Annotated in this window: 16 protein-coding genes and 2 tRNA genes; 13 read left to right on the top strand and 5 right to left on the bottom strand. The window is 65.6% G+C overall.

The genetic code is table 11. The features are described from left to right. The first annotated feature begins 25 nt into the window (after window positions 1-25). Complete coding sequence (locus tag ACJ70B_RS15255; RefSeq protein WP_408957844.1) at window positions 26-808, top strand: YihY/virulence factor BrkB family protein; 783 nt, start codon at window positions 26-28, stop codon at window positions 806-808. Window positions 809-913: 105 nt separating this feature from the next. After that, complete coding sequence (locus ACJ70B_RS15250; RefSeq protein WP_408957843.1) at window positions 914-1,627, top strand: hypothetical protein; 714 nt, start codon at window positions 914-916, stop codon at window positions 1,625-1,627. 62 nt (window positions 1,628-1,689) lie between these two features. On the opposite strand, the gene ACJ70B_RS15245 is transcribed toward ACJ70B_RS15250, so the two are convergent. After that, a complete protein-coding gene (locus tag ACJ70B_RS15245) occupies window positions 1,690-2,598 on the bottom strand; it encodes an AEC family transporter (RefSeq protein WP_408957842.1) in 909 nt (302 codons plus the stop codon). 108 nt (window positions 2,599-2,706) lie between these two features. Between ACJ70B_RS15245 and ACJ70B_RS15240 the strand changes: the two genes are divergently transcribed. Then, the gene (locus ACJ70B_RS15240) at window positions 2,707-3,774 is read left to right on the top strand and encodes a hypothetical protein (protein ID WP_408957841.1); all 1,068 of its coding nucleotides are present in this window, start codon (window positions 2,707-2,709) and stop codon (window positions 3,772-3,774) included. A gap of 195 nt (window positions 3,775-3,969) precedes the next feature. Here the strand turns inward: ACJ70B_RS15240 and ACJ70B_RS15235 are convergent. After that, window positions 3,970-4,044, bottom strand: a tRNA-Val gene (locus ACJ70B_RS15235). A 190-nt stretch (window positions 4,045-4,234) separates the two neighbouring features. Between ACJ70B_RS15235 and trpD the strand changes: the two genes are divergently transcribed. The 4 genes from trpD to trpG are packed head-to-tail and all read left to right on the top strand — an operon-like array spanning window position 4,235 to window position 8,251. Next, a complete protein-coding gene (gene trpD / locus ACJ70B_RS15230; protein ID WP_408957840.1) occupies window positions 4,235-5,254 on the top strand; it encodes an anthranilate phosphoribosyltransferase in 1,020 nt (339 codons plus the stop codon). Then, the gene (locus tag ACJ70B_RS15225) at window positions 5,251-5,907 is read left to right on the top strand and encodes a phosphoribosylanthranilate isomerase (protein ID WP_408957839.1); all 657 of its coding nucleotides are present in this window, start codon (window positions 5,251-5,253) and stop codon (window positions 5,905-5,907) included. Before trpD ends, ACJ70B_RS15225 begins: the two co-directional genes overlap by 4 nt. Before the next feature lie 5 nt (window positions 5,908-5,912). Further along, complete coding sequence (gene trpE / locus ACJ70B_RS15220) at window positions 5,913-7,595, top strand: anthranilate synthase component I (RefSeq protein ID WP_408957838.1); 1,683 nt, start codon at window positions 5,913-5,915, stop codon at window positions 7,593-7,595. Further along, window positions 7,592-8,251, top strand: a complete 660-nt coding sequence (trpG, locus tag ACJ70B_RS15215) for an anthranilate synthase component II (RefSeq protein WP_408957837.1) — start codon at window positions 7,592-7,594, stop codon at window positions 8,249-8,251. Before trpE ends, trpG begins: the two co-directional genes overlap by 4 nt. A 69-nt stretch (window positions 8,252-8,320) precedes the next feature. On the opposite strand, the gene ACJ70B_RS15210 is transcribed toward trpG, so the two are convergent. Next, a complete protein-coding gene (locus ACJ70B_RS15210; RefSeq protein WP_408957836.1) occupies window positions 8,321-8,506 on the bottom strand; it encodes a hypothetical protein in 186 nt (61 codons plus the stop codon). Window positions 8,507-8,945: 439 nt separating this feature from the next. Between ACJ70B_RS15210 and ACJ70B_RS15205 the strand changes: the two genes are divergently transcribed. The 3 genes from ACJ70B_RS15205 (at window position 8,946) to ACJ70B_RS15195 (ending at window position 12,994) form a co-directional block, all read left to right on the top strand. Then, complete coding sequence (locus ACJ70B_RS15205; RefSeq protein WP_408957835.1) at window positions 8,946-12,074, top strand: adenosylcobalamin-dependent ribonucleoside-diphosphate reductase; 3,129 nt, start codon at window positions 8,946-8,948, stop codon at window positions 12,072-12,074. Window positions 12,075-12,191: 117 nt separating this feature from the next. Further along, on the top strand, window positions 12,192-12,368 hold the full coding sequence (locus ACJ70B_RS15200; RefSeq protein WP_408957834.1) for an HVO_2523 family zinc finger protein: 177 nt from the start codon (window positions 12,192-12,194) through the stop codon (window positions 12,366-12,368). A gap of 104 nt (window positions 12,369-12,472) precedes the next feature. Beyond that, window positions 12,473-12,994, top strand: coding sequence for a response regulator (locus ACJ70B_RS15195; protein WP_408957833.1), 522 nt, complete (start codon window positions 12,473-12,475; stop codon window positions 12,992-12,994). A gap of 97 nt (window positions 12,995-13,091) precedes the next feature. On the opposite strand, the gene ACJ70B_RS15190 is transcribed toward ACJ70B_RS15195, so the two are convergent. Then, window positions 13,092-13,847: a VTT domain-containing protein gene (locus tag ACJ70B_RS15190; RefSeq protein WP_408957832.1), complete on the bottom strand. Its 756-nt coding sequence runs from the start codon at window positions 13,845-13,847 to the stop codon at window positions 13,092-13,094. Window positions 13,848-14,086: 239 nt separating this feature from the next. On the opposite strand from ACJ70B_RS15190, the gene ACJ70B_RS15185 reads away from it, so the two are divergent. Both ACJ70B_RS15185 and ACJ70B_RS15180 read left to right on the top strand, forming a co-directional pair. Then, a tRNA-Leu gene (locus ACJ70B_RS15185) sits at window positions 14,087-14,171 on the top strand. A gap of 268 nt (window positions 14,172-14,439) precedes the next feature. Next, a complete protein-coding gene (locus ACJ70B_RS15180) occupies window positions 14,440-15,003 on the top strand; it encodes a DUF420 domain-containing protein (protein ID WP_408957831.1) in 564 nt (187 codons plus the stop codon). A 36-nt stretch (window positions 15,004-15,039) separates the two neighbouring features. Here the strand turns inward: ACJ70B_RS15180 and ACJ70B_RS15175 are convergent, their stop codons facing one another. Continuing rightward, entirely contained in the window at window positions 15,040-15,237 is a 198-nt protein-coding gene (locus ACJ70B_RS15175; RefSeq protein WP_408957830.1) for a DUF5800 family protein, read from the bottom strand. Window positions 15,238-15,379: 142 nt separating this feature from the next. Between ACJ70B_RS15175 and ACJ70B_RS15170 the strand changes: the two genes are divergently transcribed. Continuing rightward, on the top strand, window positions 15,380-16,237 hold the full coding sequence (locus tag ACJ70B_RS15170; protein ID WP_408957829.1) for a polymer-forming cytoskeletal protein: 858 nt from the start codon (window positions 15,380-15,382) through the stop codon (window positions 16,235-16,237). The last annotated feature ends 154 nt before the right edge of the window (window positions 16,238-16,391 follow it).

Below are 16,391 nucleotides of genomic sequence, written 5' to 3'. Positions count from 1 at the left end.
TGGTCCCGAAGGTCGTACGTCCCCTATGAACGTTTCCGGGACGATCGTGGCGATCTATCGGACGGCGCGTGATCGCGATCTGACCTTCCTCGCGGCCGCGTTCGCCTACTACGGGTTCGTCTCGCTGATCCCGTTGATCCTGCTTGCACTGGTCATCGGCTCGCTGGTGGGCGGCGAGCAGGTCGCCCAGCGCCTGATTACGGTCGCCGGTGACTACCTCCCGTCGGCGGGCGAAACGTTGGTCACGCAGGCGATGACAACCGAGTCCGGCCGCGCCGAGGCGACCGTCGTCGCGGTCGTCGTCGCCGCTTGGGGTGCGCTCAAGGTCTTTCGCGGGCTGAGCCTGGCGTTTGATAAGGTCTACGACGAAGTCGCCGAGGACTCGCTCGTCGATCAGATCACGGACGGACTCGCGGTCATCGCCGCCGGCGCGGGCGCGCTCGCGCTCATGGTCGTGATCGGTGCGCTGCTCGCGATCGTCGCCGACACACTCCCGTTCGTCGGGGCGCTGGGCTGGCTCGCGCTGCTAATCGGGCTCGTCCTCGTGTTCCTCCCGATATATTACGTCCTGCCGCCGATTCCGGTCGAACTGAGCGAAATCGTCCCCGGTGCGATCTTCGCCGCCGTCGGCTGGACGGTCCTTCAGGCCGGGTTCCAGCTCTACGCGTCCAACGCCGCCCAGTATCAGGCGTACGGAGCCGTCGGTGCGGTGCTTCTGTTCGTCACCTGGCTCTATTTCGCCGGGATCATCATCCTCGTCGGTGCCGTCCTCAACGTCGTCCGAGCCCACCCGTCGATCGCGGAATAACCTCTGCTTCGGACCCGAGTCACGGCCGGACGCGAGCCGCGAACCCGTTTCTGAGACGGTCGTACAGGGGAAAGACTATGTCCCCGGCAGCGACAGACCACCACCATGAGCGACGAGCGATCACCCTCCGCCGCGCCCGACGACGAGAGCGCGGCCGACGACCTCGATGCGGCAGGGCCGAGCGACTCGAGCGACGATTCCGAGCCTGGTGGCGGCCCCCAGCGCGTCGTCTCCGAGCAGAGCGTCGACGATATTCTCAACTCGCTCGACGCGACGAAATCGGAGTCAGCGTCGTCGAACGACGCGACCCAACCAGCGTCCGAACCGACCGAGACGAGCGACGCCGTCACGGCCGAGTTCGACGGGGACGACGGTCTCGACGCTGACGACGTCGAGACTACTACCGCCGATACCGATCGCGCCGCCGCGACCGACGATCCGGCCGAGAACGACTCGCCATCAGCCGACGCGCCGTCGGTCAACGCGAGCGCATCGTCGCCCCCCGAGGACCCCGCCGACGCCTCGCTTGAGGACCTGGCCGCCCGCGTCGAAGACGGCACCGTCACGGGCGCGGACGTTCGGGCGGCCGAGGCCGGCGAGGGACGCGACTCGACCCCCGAGATCGACGATGTCGATCTCTCGATGGACGATCTCGAGACGGGGGAATCGGGAACCAGCGCCACCGATGACGACTGGCCGGACGACGCCGGCCCGCTCGCCGGCTCGATCGACGGCGATACCGGCGGATCGGACGGCGGCGAGCCCAAGGATGACGGTCCTGGCCTGTTCGGCCGGATCAAACGGCTTTTCTCCCGGTAGACACTCGACGCCGGGGGTGTTTTCGACGCGTTCGTCGCTCGAGGTCATCGTGGGACGCTCGATCAACCGACGAGCGAGATCAGGACGAACAGCGTCGCGACGGAGGCGAGCGTCGTGACGAAAACGTTCAACGACGCGAACTCCCGGTCGCCGCCGAGCTCGTTTGCAAAGACGAACGTGGAGACCGCGGTCGGTGTCCCAAGCATCACCACGGCGGCGGTAAACGCCGCCGAGCTAACGGGGAGCATCGAGAAGACGAGCCACGCCAGCGCCGGCATCACGCCGGTCTTGAGCCCGACGACGGCGGCGGTCGCGCCCACGTCGATGTCCGGAAGATCGACCTCGAGAGAAGCCCCGACACAGAGCAACGCGACGGGAAGCGCCAGCGATCCGACGCCCTCGAGGCCGGTCGCAACCGGCGACGGGACCGCGAGGCCGGCCGAGCCGACCGCGAGCCCAGCGAGCAGCGTCACGAGAACAGGGTTGGTCGCCAGACCGCGGAGTTCGGTCGCGACCGAGGCGTCGGCCCCGTTGAGCCGCGAGAGGACGAGGATCGTCACCGGCAACTGGGTCAGCGTCACGACGCCTAACACGACGCTCGCGATCGCCGTCACCGACTGATCGAACGTCGCGGCGACCAGCGGCAGGCCGAGATACCCTAGGTTCGAGTGGTAGGACTGAACGATCGCGACGCTCCGGCGCGCACTCGAGTCACGGTCCCAGTGGACAAGCCACGCGAGCCCCGCGGTCGCGATCACGACGAAGACGAGCCCGCCGAGTAACGCGAGCGAGAGGAGGTCGCCGATCGAACGGTTGTACGTCGAAATGAAGATCAGCGCCGGCAGCGCGACGTAGTAGGCGACGGCGTTCAGCAGTTCCGTCCGCCGGCCGTCGAGGACGCCGGTCGCCCGCAGTCCCGCACCGAGCAGGAGCACGGCGAGCAGCGCCAACAGCCGACCGACAACGCTCATATCACGCTCGAGTCGACTCGACGGTTTGTACCGTTCGGTTCGATCGAAATGTGCCTACCTGTCCGCTTCGGAAAGATTCATCATGGGTTATCAGTATCGTTCGGTGTCATGGGAATCGACCGTCGTACGACACTGAAAATGGCCGGCGTTTCGATAGCGACCGGTGCCGCCGGCTGCCTCGGCTCTGGCGGAGAGAGCGGTAATGGCAACGGTGACGGAAGCGATACCGACTACCCCAGCTATCACCGGTGGCTCACAACCGACGATAGCGGCGCTGCCGGTTACATCTACGTCGGTTGGTCCGCCTTCGAAGAGACTGAAACCGGAACCGAGAACGAAAGCACCGGCGGTGATTCCGGTGCGCTGACGACGACGGATCCGATGCTTGGACTGCCGATGAGCGGCGCGGTGGCCGTGGCGCTCGTCGTCGGCTTCGGACTCGGCTCGTACGGACTCGACGGACTGATCAGCAGCGGCGGGTCGGACACCGACAGCACCGAAAGCCAGCACTCGAGTATCGAAGCGGTGCTCTCGACGAACGAGGCCATCGTGTTGCTCGGCGACATAGATACCGCCGCGGTCACCGAGACGCTGACGGCCGAGCCCGAGGGGTTCTCGATTTCCAAACAGTACGAACAGACCGACGAAATCGGAGATTACGGTGTCTACACTCCGGTCGAAGACGCCGGCAGCGACGCGATCGCCGTCGGCGAGAGCGCGCTCGTTTTTCCCGCCAACGGGGACGTCGACGATCCGGTCGGGACGATTCGAACCCCGATCGACGCCGCCGCGGGCGACGCGACGCGAGCGACCGACGAAATCACCGAGTTCGGATGGCTCGTCTCGACCGCCGGTCGCGGCGACTTCGTGTTCGGCGGCTACGGCGACGAGTTCGAACCGGAATCGGACAGCGGCGACGGCGGCTCCGACGGTGGAAACGAGAGTCAAGCCGAGTTCGGTACGGAGTACCCCGAACTCGAGGGAGTCGACGGCGGCGTCGGGTCGCTCACCCTCGACGAAAACGACACGGGAGCGACCGGGAAGTTCGCGGCGATCGTCGGAGACGGGGACGCGAGCGCGCTCGAGGAGTCGCTCGGCTCCTCCGCGGCCGAGAGTTCGGTCGAAATCGAAGACGGCCGCGTGACCGCGTCCGCGACCTGGAGGTCGCTCGAGTGAGCACCGCGTCGCGCTGACGAGACGCGTTTTCCGTCACTGTCGATTTTGTATCGGCACAAACGCAGTGGGTTGGGGCAGATTTGAACCACGCCGGGACGGTCACCCGCACTTCGTTCGGGCGCTGCGACTCGTCTAGCTCAAATTTGTCCAACATCGCAATCCTGTCGCTCACGGACTTGATCGCGACAGAAGTAGTGGGTTGGGGCAGATTTGAACTGCCGGCCTCCTCCATGTCAAGGAGGTGTCATAACCAGACTAGACCACCAACCCGCCTGGTTTCTCGTTCACACAGCCTGACTCACACCGTCACGCTGCCTGCACTCGTTCGTTGCCCGCCACCATAATTGAAGGTTTCGAATCGAGTGCCGTACGCGAGTCGCCCCCACGCGGGCGGTCGATACGCTTAAGGTGATGTACGGATTTGAGCATTACAAGACAACAACGTACATTGGTGTCCGCAATGAAGGAGTACGTCGAACGAGTCACGGAGGGACGGGATCTCACACAGGAAGACGCTCGAGCGGCTTCGACGGCCGTCTTCGAGGGCGCAACGGAGGCACAGATCGGGGCCTTACTGGCGGCGCTGCGCGCGAAAGGCGAGACGGAGGCCGAGATCGCCGGCTTCGCCGAAGGGATGCGCGCAGCGGCGCGGACGATCTCGCCCGACCGAGAGCCGCTGGTCGACACCTGCGGCACCGGCGGGGACGACTACAACACGATCAACGTCTCGACGACGAGCGCGATCGTGACCGCCGGGGCCGGCGTCCCGGTCGCCAAACACGGTAACTACTCGGTGTCGTCGTCGTCGGGCAGCGCGGACGTCTTAGCGGAGGTCGGCGTAAACGTCAAAGCCGAGCCGCCGGCCGTCGAGGAGGCGATCGAAGACGACGGCATCGGGTTCATGCTCGCACCGGTGTTCCACCCGGCGATGAAGGCCGTTATCGGGCCGCGAAAGGAACTTGGCATGCGGACGATCTTCAACGTACTCGGCCCACTGACGAACCCGGCCGGAGCGGACGCGCAGGTCGTCGGCGTCTACGACCCGGCTCTCGTCCCCGTCCTCGCGGACGCGATGTCTCGAATGGACATCGAGCGCGCGCTGGTCGTCCACGGGGCGGGCACCGACGAGATCGCGATCCACGGTGAGACGCAGGTCGCGGAAGTCGATGGCGACTCGGTCGAGGAGTACGCGCTCGAGCCGGCGGAACTCGGCCTCACCAAACACGATATCGCCGACATCGCGGGCGGTGCGCCCGAGGAGAACGCGGCCGACATGCGCGGCATCGTCGCGGGCGACGTGACCGGCGCGAAACGCGACGTCATCCTCGCGAACGCGGGCGCAGCGATCTACGTCGCCGGCGAAGCAGACTCGCTCGAGGCCGGTGTCGACGTCGCACGGGAGGCCATCGATTCCGGCGCGGCGGCGACGAAACTCGAGCGACTCTGCGATACGGCGGCGAAACCGGCAGAGGGACGATGACCCGCGTCAAGATCTGCGGGCTCACCGCCGAAGCGGACCTTCGAGCGGCCGTCGACGCCGGCGCGGACGCAGTGGGAATTATCTGCGATGTCCCGGTCGATACGCCGCGAGAGGTCTCGAAAGAGCGGGCTGCGTCGCTGGCAGCGGCCACGCCGCCGTTCGTGACGAGCGTCCTCGTGACGATGTCCGACGAACCCGAGGCGGTGCTCGAACTGGTCGAGACGGTCGACCCCGACGCCGTCCAAATTCACGGCGACATTCGGCCCGGCGACCTCGCCGATCTGCGCGCGAAACTGGACGTCGAACTCCTGCTCGCGGTCGACGCCGACGACGCGACCACCGCCGAAACCTACGACGACGTGATCGACGGGCTCGTCGTCGATACGGCGAGCGAGGACGGCGGCGGCGGGACCGGCCGAACCCACGACTGGGACCGGACCCGGACGGTCGCCGCGGATCTCGAGTCGCCGCTGATCCTTGCCGGCGGGCTCACGCCCGAGAACGTCGCCGACGCGGTGGAGACCGTCGAGCCGTTCGCCGTCGATGCCGCCAGCGGCGTCGAGGAGCGCGGCGGCGTCAAGGACGTCGACGCCGTCCGCTCGTTCGTCGACCGAGCCAAGCGCACCCGTCGACCCGCGGAGGCGGAACTCTGACCGCCATGACAGGATCTGACGCCGAGCCGCCGACGTTCGATATCGACGGCGAAACGTTCGGCGAGTACGCGGGCACGAGCTCGGACCGCAAAGACCGGTCGGCCGTCGTCCGAACCGTCGCGACGCTCGAGGTCGAGACGACGCCGCTGGCCGCTTACGCCGCACTCACCGGCCGGGCGGAGGCGAGCGATCGCGAACGAGCGCCGTATGCCTTTCTGCTCGAGAGCGCCGAGAAAACCGCCTCGAGCGACCCCGACGGTGCCTTCCGGCCGAGTACCGCAGACGCCGAGCGCCATGCGCGCTACTCGTACGTGGGGTACGACCCCGAGGCCGTCGTGACGGTCGAATCGGGCGAGGCCACCGTCGAAGCGCTGTCCGACGACGCGCCGCTGGCAGAAATGAGCGCGGAACCGCACGCCGACGACGGCGACACCGTCGACGCGCTACGGGCCGCGATGCCCGAGGTGCGCCTCGAGAATATGCCCGATCACGACCGCCAGCACCTCGAGGGCGGGCTGGTCGGCTTCCTGGCCTACGACGCGGTCTACGACCTCTGGCTCGAGGAAGTCGGCCGCGAGCGGCCCGACTCGCGGTTCCCGGACGCGCAGTTTCTCCTGACGACGAAGACGCTGGCGTTCGACGAGCGCGACGGCACCGTCTCGCTGATCTTCACGCCGGTGCTCGAGGCCGACGACGATCCTGATGTGGTGTACGACGCGCTTCGAGAGGAGGCCGCCTCGGTCGCGGCGACGCTCTCCGGAGCCGACCGGCCCGAAACCGGTGGATTCGTCCGTGAGGACGAAGTCGCGGGTCCGAAAGCGGCGTACGAGGAGAGCGTCCGCCGGGCCAAAGAACACGTCCTCGACGGTGACATCTATCAGGGCGTCGTCTCGCGGACGCGAGAACTCTACGGCGACGTCGACCCTCTCGGCTTCTACGAGGCGATGCGGGATGTAAATCCCTCGCCGTACATGTACCTGCTCGACCACGACGACGTGACCGTCGTCGGAGCGAGCCCCGAAACCCTGATTTCCGTGCGCGGACGCGAAGTCATGTCGAATCCGATCGCCGGCACCTGTGACCGGGGCTCGAGCCCCGTTGAGGACCGCCGGCTTGCGGGCGAGATGCTGGCCGACAGCAAGGAACGCGCCGAGCACACGATGCTGGTCGATCTGGCGCGCAACGACGTGCGCCGCGTCTCGGAGCCAGGATCGGTCCGCGTCGACGAGTTCATGAACGTCCTCAAGTACAGCCACGTCCAGCACATCGAGTCGACGGTGACCGGCGAACTGGCCGCGGACGCAGACGCCTTCGACGCGACCCGCGCATCGTTCCCCGCCGGCACGCTCTCGGGCGCGCCGAAGATCCGCGCGATGGAGATCATCGACGACCTCGAGTCCGAACCCCGCGGCCTCTATGGCGGCGGTGTCGGCTACTACTCGTGGACCGGCGACGCGGATTTCGCGATCGTGATCCGGACCGCGACCGTCGAAACCGAAGCAGATCGACAGCGGATCACAGTCCAAGCCGGCGCGGGGCTGGTCGCCGACAGCGATCCCACTGCCGAGTACGCTGAGACCGAACAGAAGATGGGCGGCGTCTTCGCGGCGCTCGAGGAGATCGAACTCCCCGCCGACGGGGCGACGCCCGACCGGGAAACCGAAGCGACCCCGGAGGTGAGCCGATGAGCAAGCCCGCGACCGTCGGCGAGGAGCGCAGTGACGGACTCGACAGGGCCGACGACGGCGACGCGGAGCCACTCACCGTCCTGTTCGTCGATAACTATGACTCCTTTACATACAACCTCGTCGAGTACGTCAGCCAACTGTCGGGCACCGAGACCGAGGTCCTGAAGAACACCGCCTCGCTCGCGGATATTCGAGCGGTCGACCCCGACGTGATCGTCATCAGTCCCGGCCCCGGCCACCCGAAGAACGACCGCGACGTCGGCGTCACGATGGACGTCCTCCGGGAGATCACGCCAGACGTGCCGACGCTCGGCGTCTGTCTCGGTCTCGAGGCCGCCGTCTACGAGTACGGCGGCACGGTCGGCCGGGCACCCGAGCCGGTCCACGGCAAGGCCTCGTCGGTCGACCATGACGACGAGGGCGTCTTTGCCGGCCTCGAACAGGGCGTTCGGGTGGGGCGATACCACTCGCTTATCGCGACCGAGGTCCCTGATTGCCTCGACGTGACCGCGACCGCAGAACACGGCGACGAAACGCTCGTCATGGGCGTCCGCCACCGGGAGTATCCCCTCGAGTGCGTCCAATTTCACCCCGAGAGCGTGCTCACGGCAGTCGGTCACGACGTGATCGAAAATTTCCTCGCGGCGCTCGAGTGAGCGCCATTCGAATCGAAACCGGGTGTCGTTTTGGGACCTCTTGGGTCGTCTTCTCGACCGGGACCGTCCTCAGACGCCGGGAATCAACTCGAGCTTTCCGACCGCATAGAGGGCCGCGAGGACAACTGCTGCGACGATACCAACGCGAACGGCCAGTTTGATCGCGATCCGGATCGCGATGACGGCGACCGCGAAGGCGGCGAGGGCGGCCAGGGCCAGCAGGATCGGCGGTGCCGACAGTATTGCATCGATCATATGTCTTGTTCCGCACCGCACGGCCGTAATCTTTCTGGATAGCGTGACTTTCAATCAGCGGCTACTGACGCGACGACTGGTTAGTGTTCACAGCGGGAACGTGAGGGAGGAAACGAGAAAACCGCCGGCGTGCGACGTGGGTTCCGTCTCTTTCGGTCACTTTCAATTCGGTCTGAAAATCGTTAAGGCGGTCGGCGACGTAGGACTCAATGACCGCTCAGGCGGCCGTCTCGCCGGTCGCGGGAAAACGAGAAACGATAAGGTACAGAGACATCTATGAAACCAGACTTGTACTACTACAATAAAAGTGGGACAACAACACCACGTTTTATGATGGATGCATGAATACCGGACCTTCGTCACGAATGATGAGAGCAAGGACTCGAATGTACACCGGAATCACCGTGCAACAACGGGGTAGCGACGAGGTGGCTTACACATGAGCGACGCCGAACTCTCCGCGGCGGATCTCACGCTTCCGATCAAGCGCACCGAGGGCGACACCCTCGAGGAGCGCCTGACCGGCAACGCCTACCACAACATTCTCCCCGCTCGCTACCTCCGAAAGAACGCCGACGGCGATCTCATCGAGGACCAAACGGACCTCTTCGACCGCGTCGGCAAGAACATCGCCCTAGCCGAAGCCGTCTACGAGGCCGAGAAGCGCGACCGCGAGATCACCGTCACACCCGACCAACTCAAGCCCGACCATCCGCGGCGAGACGAGTTGGCCGAGGACGTATTCGGATCGGGAACCACCACGGAGGACGACGCCGAGACCACGCTTTCTATCTACAACGTCAACAAGTTCGCCTACGACACCGTCGTCCCCGAACTCCCCGACGAGATCCGCACCCACGTCGAAGACGTCGCCGACGAGTTCCAGGGCATGATGGAGAATCTGGACTTCATGCCGAACTCGCCGACCCTGATGAACGCGGGCGACGAACTCCAGCAGCTTTCGGCGTGTTTCGTCGACTCCCCCGAGGACGACATCGACGACATCCACCAGACCGCCAAGGAGGCCGCGCAGGTCTTCCAGAGCGGCGGCGGCATGGGCTATGCCTTCTGGCGCCTGCGCCCCTACGGCGACGCAGTCGGCTCGACCGGCGGCATCGCGTCGGGGCCGATCACGTTCATGCGCACGTACGACCAGATGTGCGAGACGATCGCCCAGGGCGGCGCTCGCCGCGGTGCCCAAATGGGCGTCATGCGCGTCTCCCACCCGGACGTCATCCAGTTCATCCACGCCAAGAACAAGGACGTCTCGCTGGCCGAGACGCTGCGCCTGAACGATCCCGACGACTTTACGCACACCTCCTTCCAAGAGGCACTCGAGGAGGCCCGCGAACTCATCGACGACGAGGGGAAGGTCCCCAAATACCTCCGGAACGCCGTCGAGGGCCACCTCTCGAACTTCAATATCTCCGTCGGCATCACCGACGACTTCATGGAGGCGCTGCAAAACGGCGAGGAATTCACCTTCACGAACCCGCGTACGGGCGAGCCCCACATTGCCACCGAGGAAACGAAGGAGCTGTACGACATGTTCGGCCTCGGCGAGCACGTCGAAGTCGGCGAGGAGCTGTCGATCCCGGCCGCAGAACTCTGGGACGACATCGTCGAGGGCGCTCACGAGAACGGCGAACCCGGCGTTATCTACCTCGAGCGCGTCAACAAGCAACATTCCTTCGACGTCGAGAAACACCCCGACCACCGCATCCTCGCGACGAACCCCTGTGGCGAGCAGCCCTTAGAGGAGTACGAGGCCTGTAACCTCGGCCACATCAACCTCTCGACGCTCGCGGACCTCGAGGCGCCCGACTGGCGTGTCTGGTACGACGAGCACGGCGACGAGTACGACTCGCTCGAGGACGCCGTCGACGCCTTCCTCACGGACGCCGTCGACTTCGAGGAGTTCGATCACCGCATCGAGATGGGCACGCGATTCCTCGAGAACGTCGTCACGATGAGCGACTTCCCGGTCGAGAAGATCGAGCAGAAGGTCCGGGAGATGCGCAAGATCGGTCTGGGCATCATGGGTCTGGCCCAGCTGTACATCCAGCTCGGCATGGAGTACGGCAGCGAGGCCTCCAACGAGGTCGCGCGCCAGCTGATGACCCACATCAACCACACTTCGAAGTGGACCTCTCACGAACTCGCCGAGCAGCGCGGGAGCTTCGACGAGTGGAACAAGTCCAAGTACGCGAATCCCACCGAGTACCGCGAGTGGTTCGAGCACCAGACCGGCCTCGACGCCGACGACTGGGAGGACGGGTTCCCTATCCGGAACCACAACACGACGACCATCGCTCCCACGGGCACGACCTCGATGGTCGGCAACACCACCGGCGGCTGCGAACCGATCTACAACGTCGCCTACTACAAGAACGTCTCCGACGACGTCCAGGGCGACGAGATGCTGGTCGAGTTCGACGACTACTTCCTCCGCGTGCTGGAGGACAACGATATCGACGTCGACGCCGTCAAGGAGGAAGCCCAAGAGCAGATGGCGACCAACCAGTTCAACGGCGTCGAGGGCCTCTCGACCGTGCCCGACGCCATCGGCGAACTGTTTGTCACGACCGGCGACCTCTCGGCAAAGGACCACGCCGGCGTGCAGGTCGCCTGTCAGTCGGGCGTCGACTCCGCCATCTCGAAGACCGTCAACGCACCCAACGACTCGACGCTCGAGGACGCCAAGGACGTCTTCGAGTACATCTACGAACACGGCGGCAAGGGCGTCACCTACTATCGCGACGGCACCCGCAGCAAGCAGGTGCTGACGACCCGCGCGAAGAACACCGACTTCGCCGACGAGACCGAGGCCGCCGAAGCGCTCGCCGAGCAGATCGAGGAGATCTTCGGCGGCTTCGAGCAGTTCCTCGAGAACGACGACGTACAGGAGGTCCTCGGGGCGGACGTCGGCTCGCCGGCCGACGGTGCGGACGACGCCGAGCCCGTACAGGTCGACTTCACCGAGAAGCGCGAACGGCCCGATGCCCTACAGGGCGTTAGCCAGCGCATCGACACCGGCTACGGGAAGATCTACGTGACGATCAACGAAGACCCCGATACCGGCCAGCCGTTCGAGTTGTTCGCCAACATCGGTCACTCCGGCGGCTTCACAAACTCCTTTACCGAGGCGCTGGCGAAGGTCATCTCGACCTCGCTGCGCTCGGGCGTCGACCCCGGAGAGATCGTCGACGAACTCTGTGGTACCCGCTCGCCGAAGGTGGCCTGGGACAAGGGCGAACAGATCCAGTCCATCCCGGACGCCATCGGCACCGCGATGCGCCGGTACCTGGAGAACGAGATCGACAAGCCGTACCCGAAACAGCAGACCCTAGAGGAGTCGGCCGACGCTGAGATCGCCGACTACGACGGTCCGAAGACCGACGGCGGCGCGGCCGCCGCGGAAAGCGGTGCGTCCGCGGATGCCGACGACACGACCCAGGATCTCATCGACGCCGGCGAGTCGCCCGAGTGTCCCGACTGCGGTTCGATGTCGCTGTACTTCTCCGAAGGCTGCAAGACCTGCGAGTCCTGTGGCTGGAGCGAGTGCTGAGCGCTGACTGAGCCCGTTTCGACCTGTCCGTTCTTTCTGCCGTCGGCTTTTCGCCGCATGTCCGTATTGGACCGCCGGAAGCGCCACACTTAGCATCGATCGGCGAAAAGCTGGCGTATGACCGCCGACGGAAGGGACGGCTCCGCTAGTGACCCCGACGCGGACGATCCGAGCGACCGAGCGGGCGGCGGCCCGCGCTGTCCCCACTGCGACGCGGCGATGTACGACCGCCACTGTAAGTACGTCTGTCCCCAGCACGGCGTCATCATCGACTGCAGCGATCCGTTCCGCTGAGACCCTTCCTCTCGAGCGAGCCGCTGGTTCAGCGCCCGACTCGAGGCGTGAGTCGCCCGGTACCCCTACAAGACGAGGGTCAGTGGTTGCTATCACTGATCTCTATGTCTGCGCAACCGACGATCCTCGTCGTCGACGACGAACGAGAACTCGCTGATCTCTACGCGATGTGGGTCGGCGAAGACTACGAGGTACTCACCGCCTACGACGGACAGACCGCCCTTGAGAAGGTGAGCTCCGATGTCAACGTCGTCTTGCTCGACAGGCACATGCCCGATATCACCGGCGATCGCGTGCTCGAGGAGATCCGGGCGGCGGGCTATGACTGCTGGGTGATCATGGTGACCGCGGTCGACCCCGGACTCGATATCGTCGAACTGGACGTCGACGACTACGTCACGAAACCCGTGACGCGGGCACAGCTGACCCGGATCATCGAGAACCTCCGCGTCCAGTCGCGCTACGGCGACGACGGTCGGCGCGAGCTCCAGTCACTCTCGAACAAGATGGAGACGCTCGAAGACGGCCACGCCGTCGAAGAGTTGACCGACACCGAGAGCTACCAGCAACTCGAGTCTGACCTAAAGGAGTTGAGCGACTCGCTGATCGAGGACAGCGACGGGTGAGCCCCGCTGGCGACTCGCCGTCTCGAACGGCAAAACACTGTCTGCGTTCTTCGCTCTCCTCACTGGGCCGGCTGTTGGCTCGCTGATCGACGACCGGTCAGCCGTCGGCCGATCGACCCGTTTCGTCCGTCCGTTCCGATCGCGTTCGGGCACGAACCGTGCGGTACGCCGGGCCGGCGAGCAAGAGTCCGGCGGCGACGGCGCAGGCGGCAGAGAGAGCGATACCGAACCCGCCGAATCCGCTCGAGGTGACCGTCGCCGCCGACGCGCCGACGACGACCGCGGCGGTCGTCCACGGTAACTCGCCGACCGCCGTGCCGATCACCAGATGGCGGGGTTCGACGTCGCTGACCGCGGCGGCACACGTCGCGACATCCGACGGGATCGGCGCCAGCCGCGAGGCGGTGACGCCCCGTAGCGGCCCCGTCGCGTCGTAGTAGCGCGTCGCGGTATTGCCGGCCCGCTCGAGGATCCCGCTCTTATCGTCGCCCGCGACCGGTTCGGGCTCGGGCTCGGTTGCTCGAGTAGCCTCTTCGTCGTCCGTGACGAGCCAGCGAACCGCGAAGAAGACCGGGAAGACGGTCACGACGACGCCGGCGAGCGCGATCGGAACGCCGGCCGCGACGCCGAACCCGTAGCCGACGATGGCCGCCAACGGCGTGGTCGGCCAGGCGAGCAACGGCCGCACGAGGTAGAGTCCCGCGACGACGAGTCCGAACAGGACCGGATCCGCTGCCAGCGAGTCGACCGCTTTCAGCACTGTCGACGGCGAGACGAGCAGCCCCGCGGCGATCAGCCCGGCGACGACAGCCGCTCCCGCGAGCGCGCGCGTCCGAACCGCCGGCAGTGTCATCGGTCGAAACTGTCCCTCGAGCGTTGAAACCTTTGTGTCTCCCGTGGACGGTGACGGCTCGCGTCGGCAGGAGTGGACCCGGCTGCGCCGCCGGTATCTACGTATCGGCAGCTCGAGCAGTCGGGAGACCTGTCACACGGCGACCGGATCCCCCGTGTGACCCGGCCGCAGTCGCCGACCCAAAGGAAAGGGCTTTTATAATCACGCTGGATACGATTGAGTGCAGACAGAGACAGCGAGCGTGGGTAGCCAAGCCAGGCCAACGGCGCAGCGTTGAGGGCGCTGTCCCGTAGGGGTCCGCCGGTTCGAATCCGGTCCCACGCATCGCACAGGTGGCTGAGCTCCACCGCAACCGATGCAGGTGATTTCCCTTCGTGGACATCACCCACGCATAATCCTTTCCGACGCTATTTCCGACGAGCGACAGGACCGAGCTCCGTCTCGAGTCACTGTCAGTACCGTCTCGAGTCGCTGCTCGGTGACCGTCGGTGAGCGACGAGTGTCGTCCGAGCGAGCGGCGTCACCCGCCCGAGAGGGGCCGACGTGCGGCCGAGACGGTAATCACTTTCCCGTTGCGCTCGAACGAGCACGTATGGAATATGTCCCTCGAGAGCGCGTGCGCCTGCTGACCGGCGTATTGAGCGTGGTGTCGCTGGCGGTGGTCTTCGCGGCCGCGGGCGGCCGAATCCCATCCTCGAGCGTGCCGGCCGCGCCGGAGTGGGTACTCGAGGCGATTCCGCTGGTCAATGCCGTCATCAGTGCAGTAGCAATCGGGACGATCACGGTCGGCTGGCGGGCGATCCGACGCGGCAAGGTCGACCGACATCGCGTCGCGATGCTGTCCTCGTTCGGCCTGTTCGTCGGCTTTCTCACGCTGTATCTCTACCGGCTGACGGCGACCGGCGGCCCGCAGCCGTTTCCCGGTCCAGATGCGGTCTACCAGTTCGTTTACCTGCCGATCCTGGCGATCCATATTCTGCTGGCGATCGTCTGTATTCCGCTGCTTTACTACGTCCTCCTGCTCGCGTTCTCGCGTCCGATCGCGGAACTCCGGCGGACGAGCCACGCCCGCGTCGGCCGCGTCGCGGCGACGCTGTGGCTAATCTCCTTTTCGCTGGGCATCGTCGTTTTCGTGTTACTACACGTCGTCTATTGAGCGACGGGTCGAGTTCTCGACCAGCGTCCGAAAAGCTCAGTTCACGATGTCGCCGATGCGGCGCGGTTCCCCCTGCAGGTTGGGCTGTTCGGCGACGATCTTCAGCACCTCGTGGTCGGTGATGTCGTAGTAGGACTTTTCGGTAGCCTCCTCGATGAGATCCCGCTCGAGGCGGAACTCGGTGCCTTCGTAGACGACGTCGACGCCGTCGTCGTCGAACGCAAGCGTAGTCATGGCCGGAGGTATGCGGTGGGAGTGTAAAAGGGAGGTGGGTCCGGTCGACGGTGACCGACGCGAACGAACGAGCAGTCGGGCGTCAGACGGGCGACTGACGACGCGCGAGGTTTATTAGGTGGTGCTCCCTTTGGGTGAGAGTGTGGCCTTCAGCAGGGATCCGCTCGACGAACTCGTCGTTCCCGACGGGACGGAAGCGCAGGAACGCGACCTCGTGACCGACGGGGATGTCCTCGTGGGCGGGCGTGCGACCGTCGGATTCGGCGTCCGCGGCCGAAACGTGCTGGCCGGCGAGTCGGCCGAGTTTGGCGGGGCCATCGAGGCCGACGGCGACTGTCGGCTCGACATGTGGTGTGACGTCGCCGAAAACGTTCTAGTGGGTCAAGACGCCTACATCGGCGAGCGCGTGCACATCGGCGGCGAGTTGAAAGTCGCCGGCGATCTCGATATCGGCGATGACGTCGAGATCGAAGAGGGGTTCGAAGCCAACGGCTGGATCGTCATTCGGAACCCGATGCCGACGATCGTCTTTCTGTTCGTCTACCTCAAGCATCTCCTCCTGATCGGCGAGGACGACACCGCCCAGCGGCTCGTCTCCGAACTCGTCGACGACGAAGACGACGAGTCCGACGTGGAACCGCTCGTGATCCCCCGCAACGCGACCGTGGGCGACGACGCCTGGCGTGTCTCGACCCCGGCGACGATCGGCGACGACTGCCGGCTCCACGGCAACGTCCGCGCGGAGACGATCGACGTCGGCCGCACGTGCAATATCTTCGGCAGCCTCCGAGCCCGCGGCGACATCTCCGTCGCCGAGGGGACCCGCATCCACGGCGACCTGACCACCCGCGACGGCGACGTCACCATCGCACGCGACGCCCGCATCCTCGGCGACGTCTCCTGTGACAACCTCGAGCTCGGTCCTGACGCCGAGATCGACGGCACGATTCGGTCCGACGGTGAGATCACAATGGGGACGACGGAACGCGAACGCGAGTAGTCGCTCCCGCGGACAGGGGTTCGATTCGGTTCGCCGAGTATTTCCCAAGTCGCTTGTCCAAGCGCACCGACGACACGGCGTTCCGGGATCCGATCGGTGGCGGAACCATACAGGATGCCACTTCCTGTCGTTACCCCCTATTACGACGGTTTTC

The sequence above is a fragment of the Natrinema sp. 74 genome (assembly GCF_046097095.1).
GTDB lineage: Archaea > Halobacteriota > Halobacteria > Halobacteriales > Natrialbaceae > Natrinema.
Note: the sequence above shows the minus strand (reverse complement) of the source record. Positions and strands in the feature narration are given on the sequence as shown.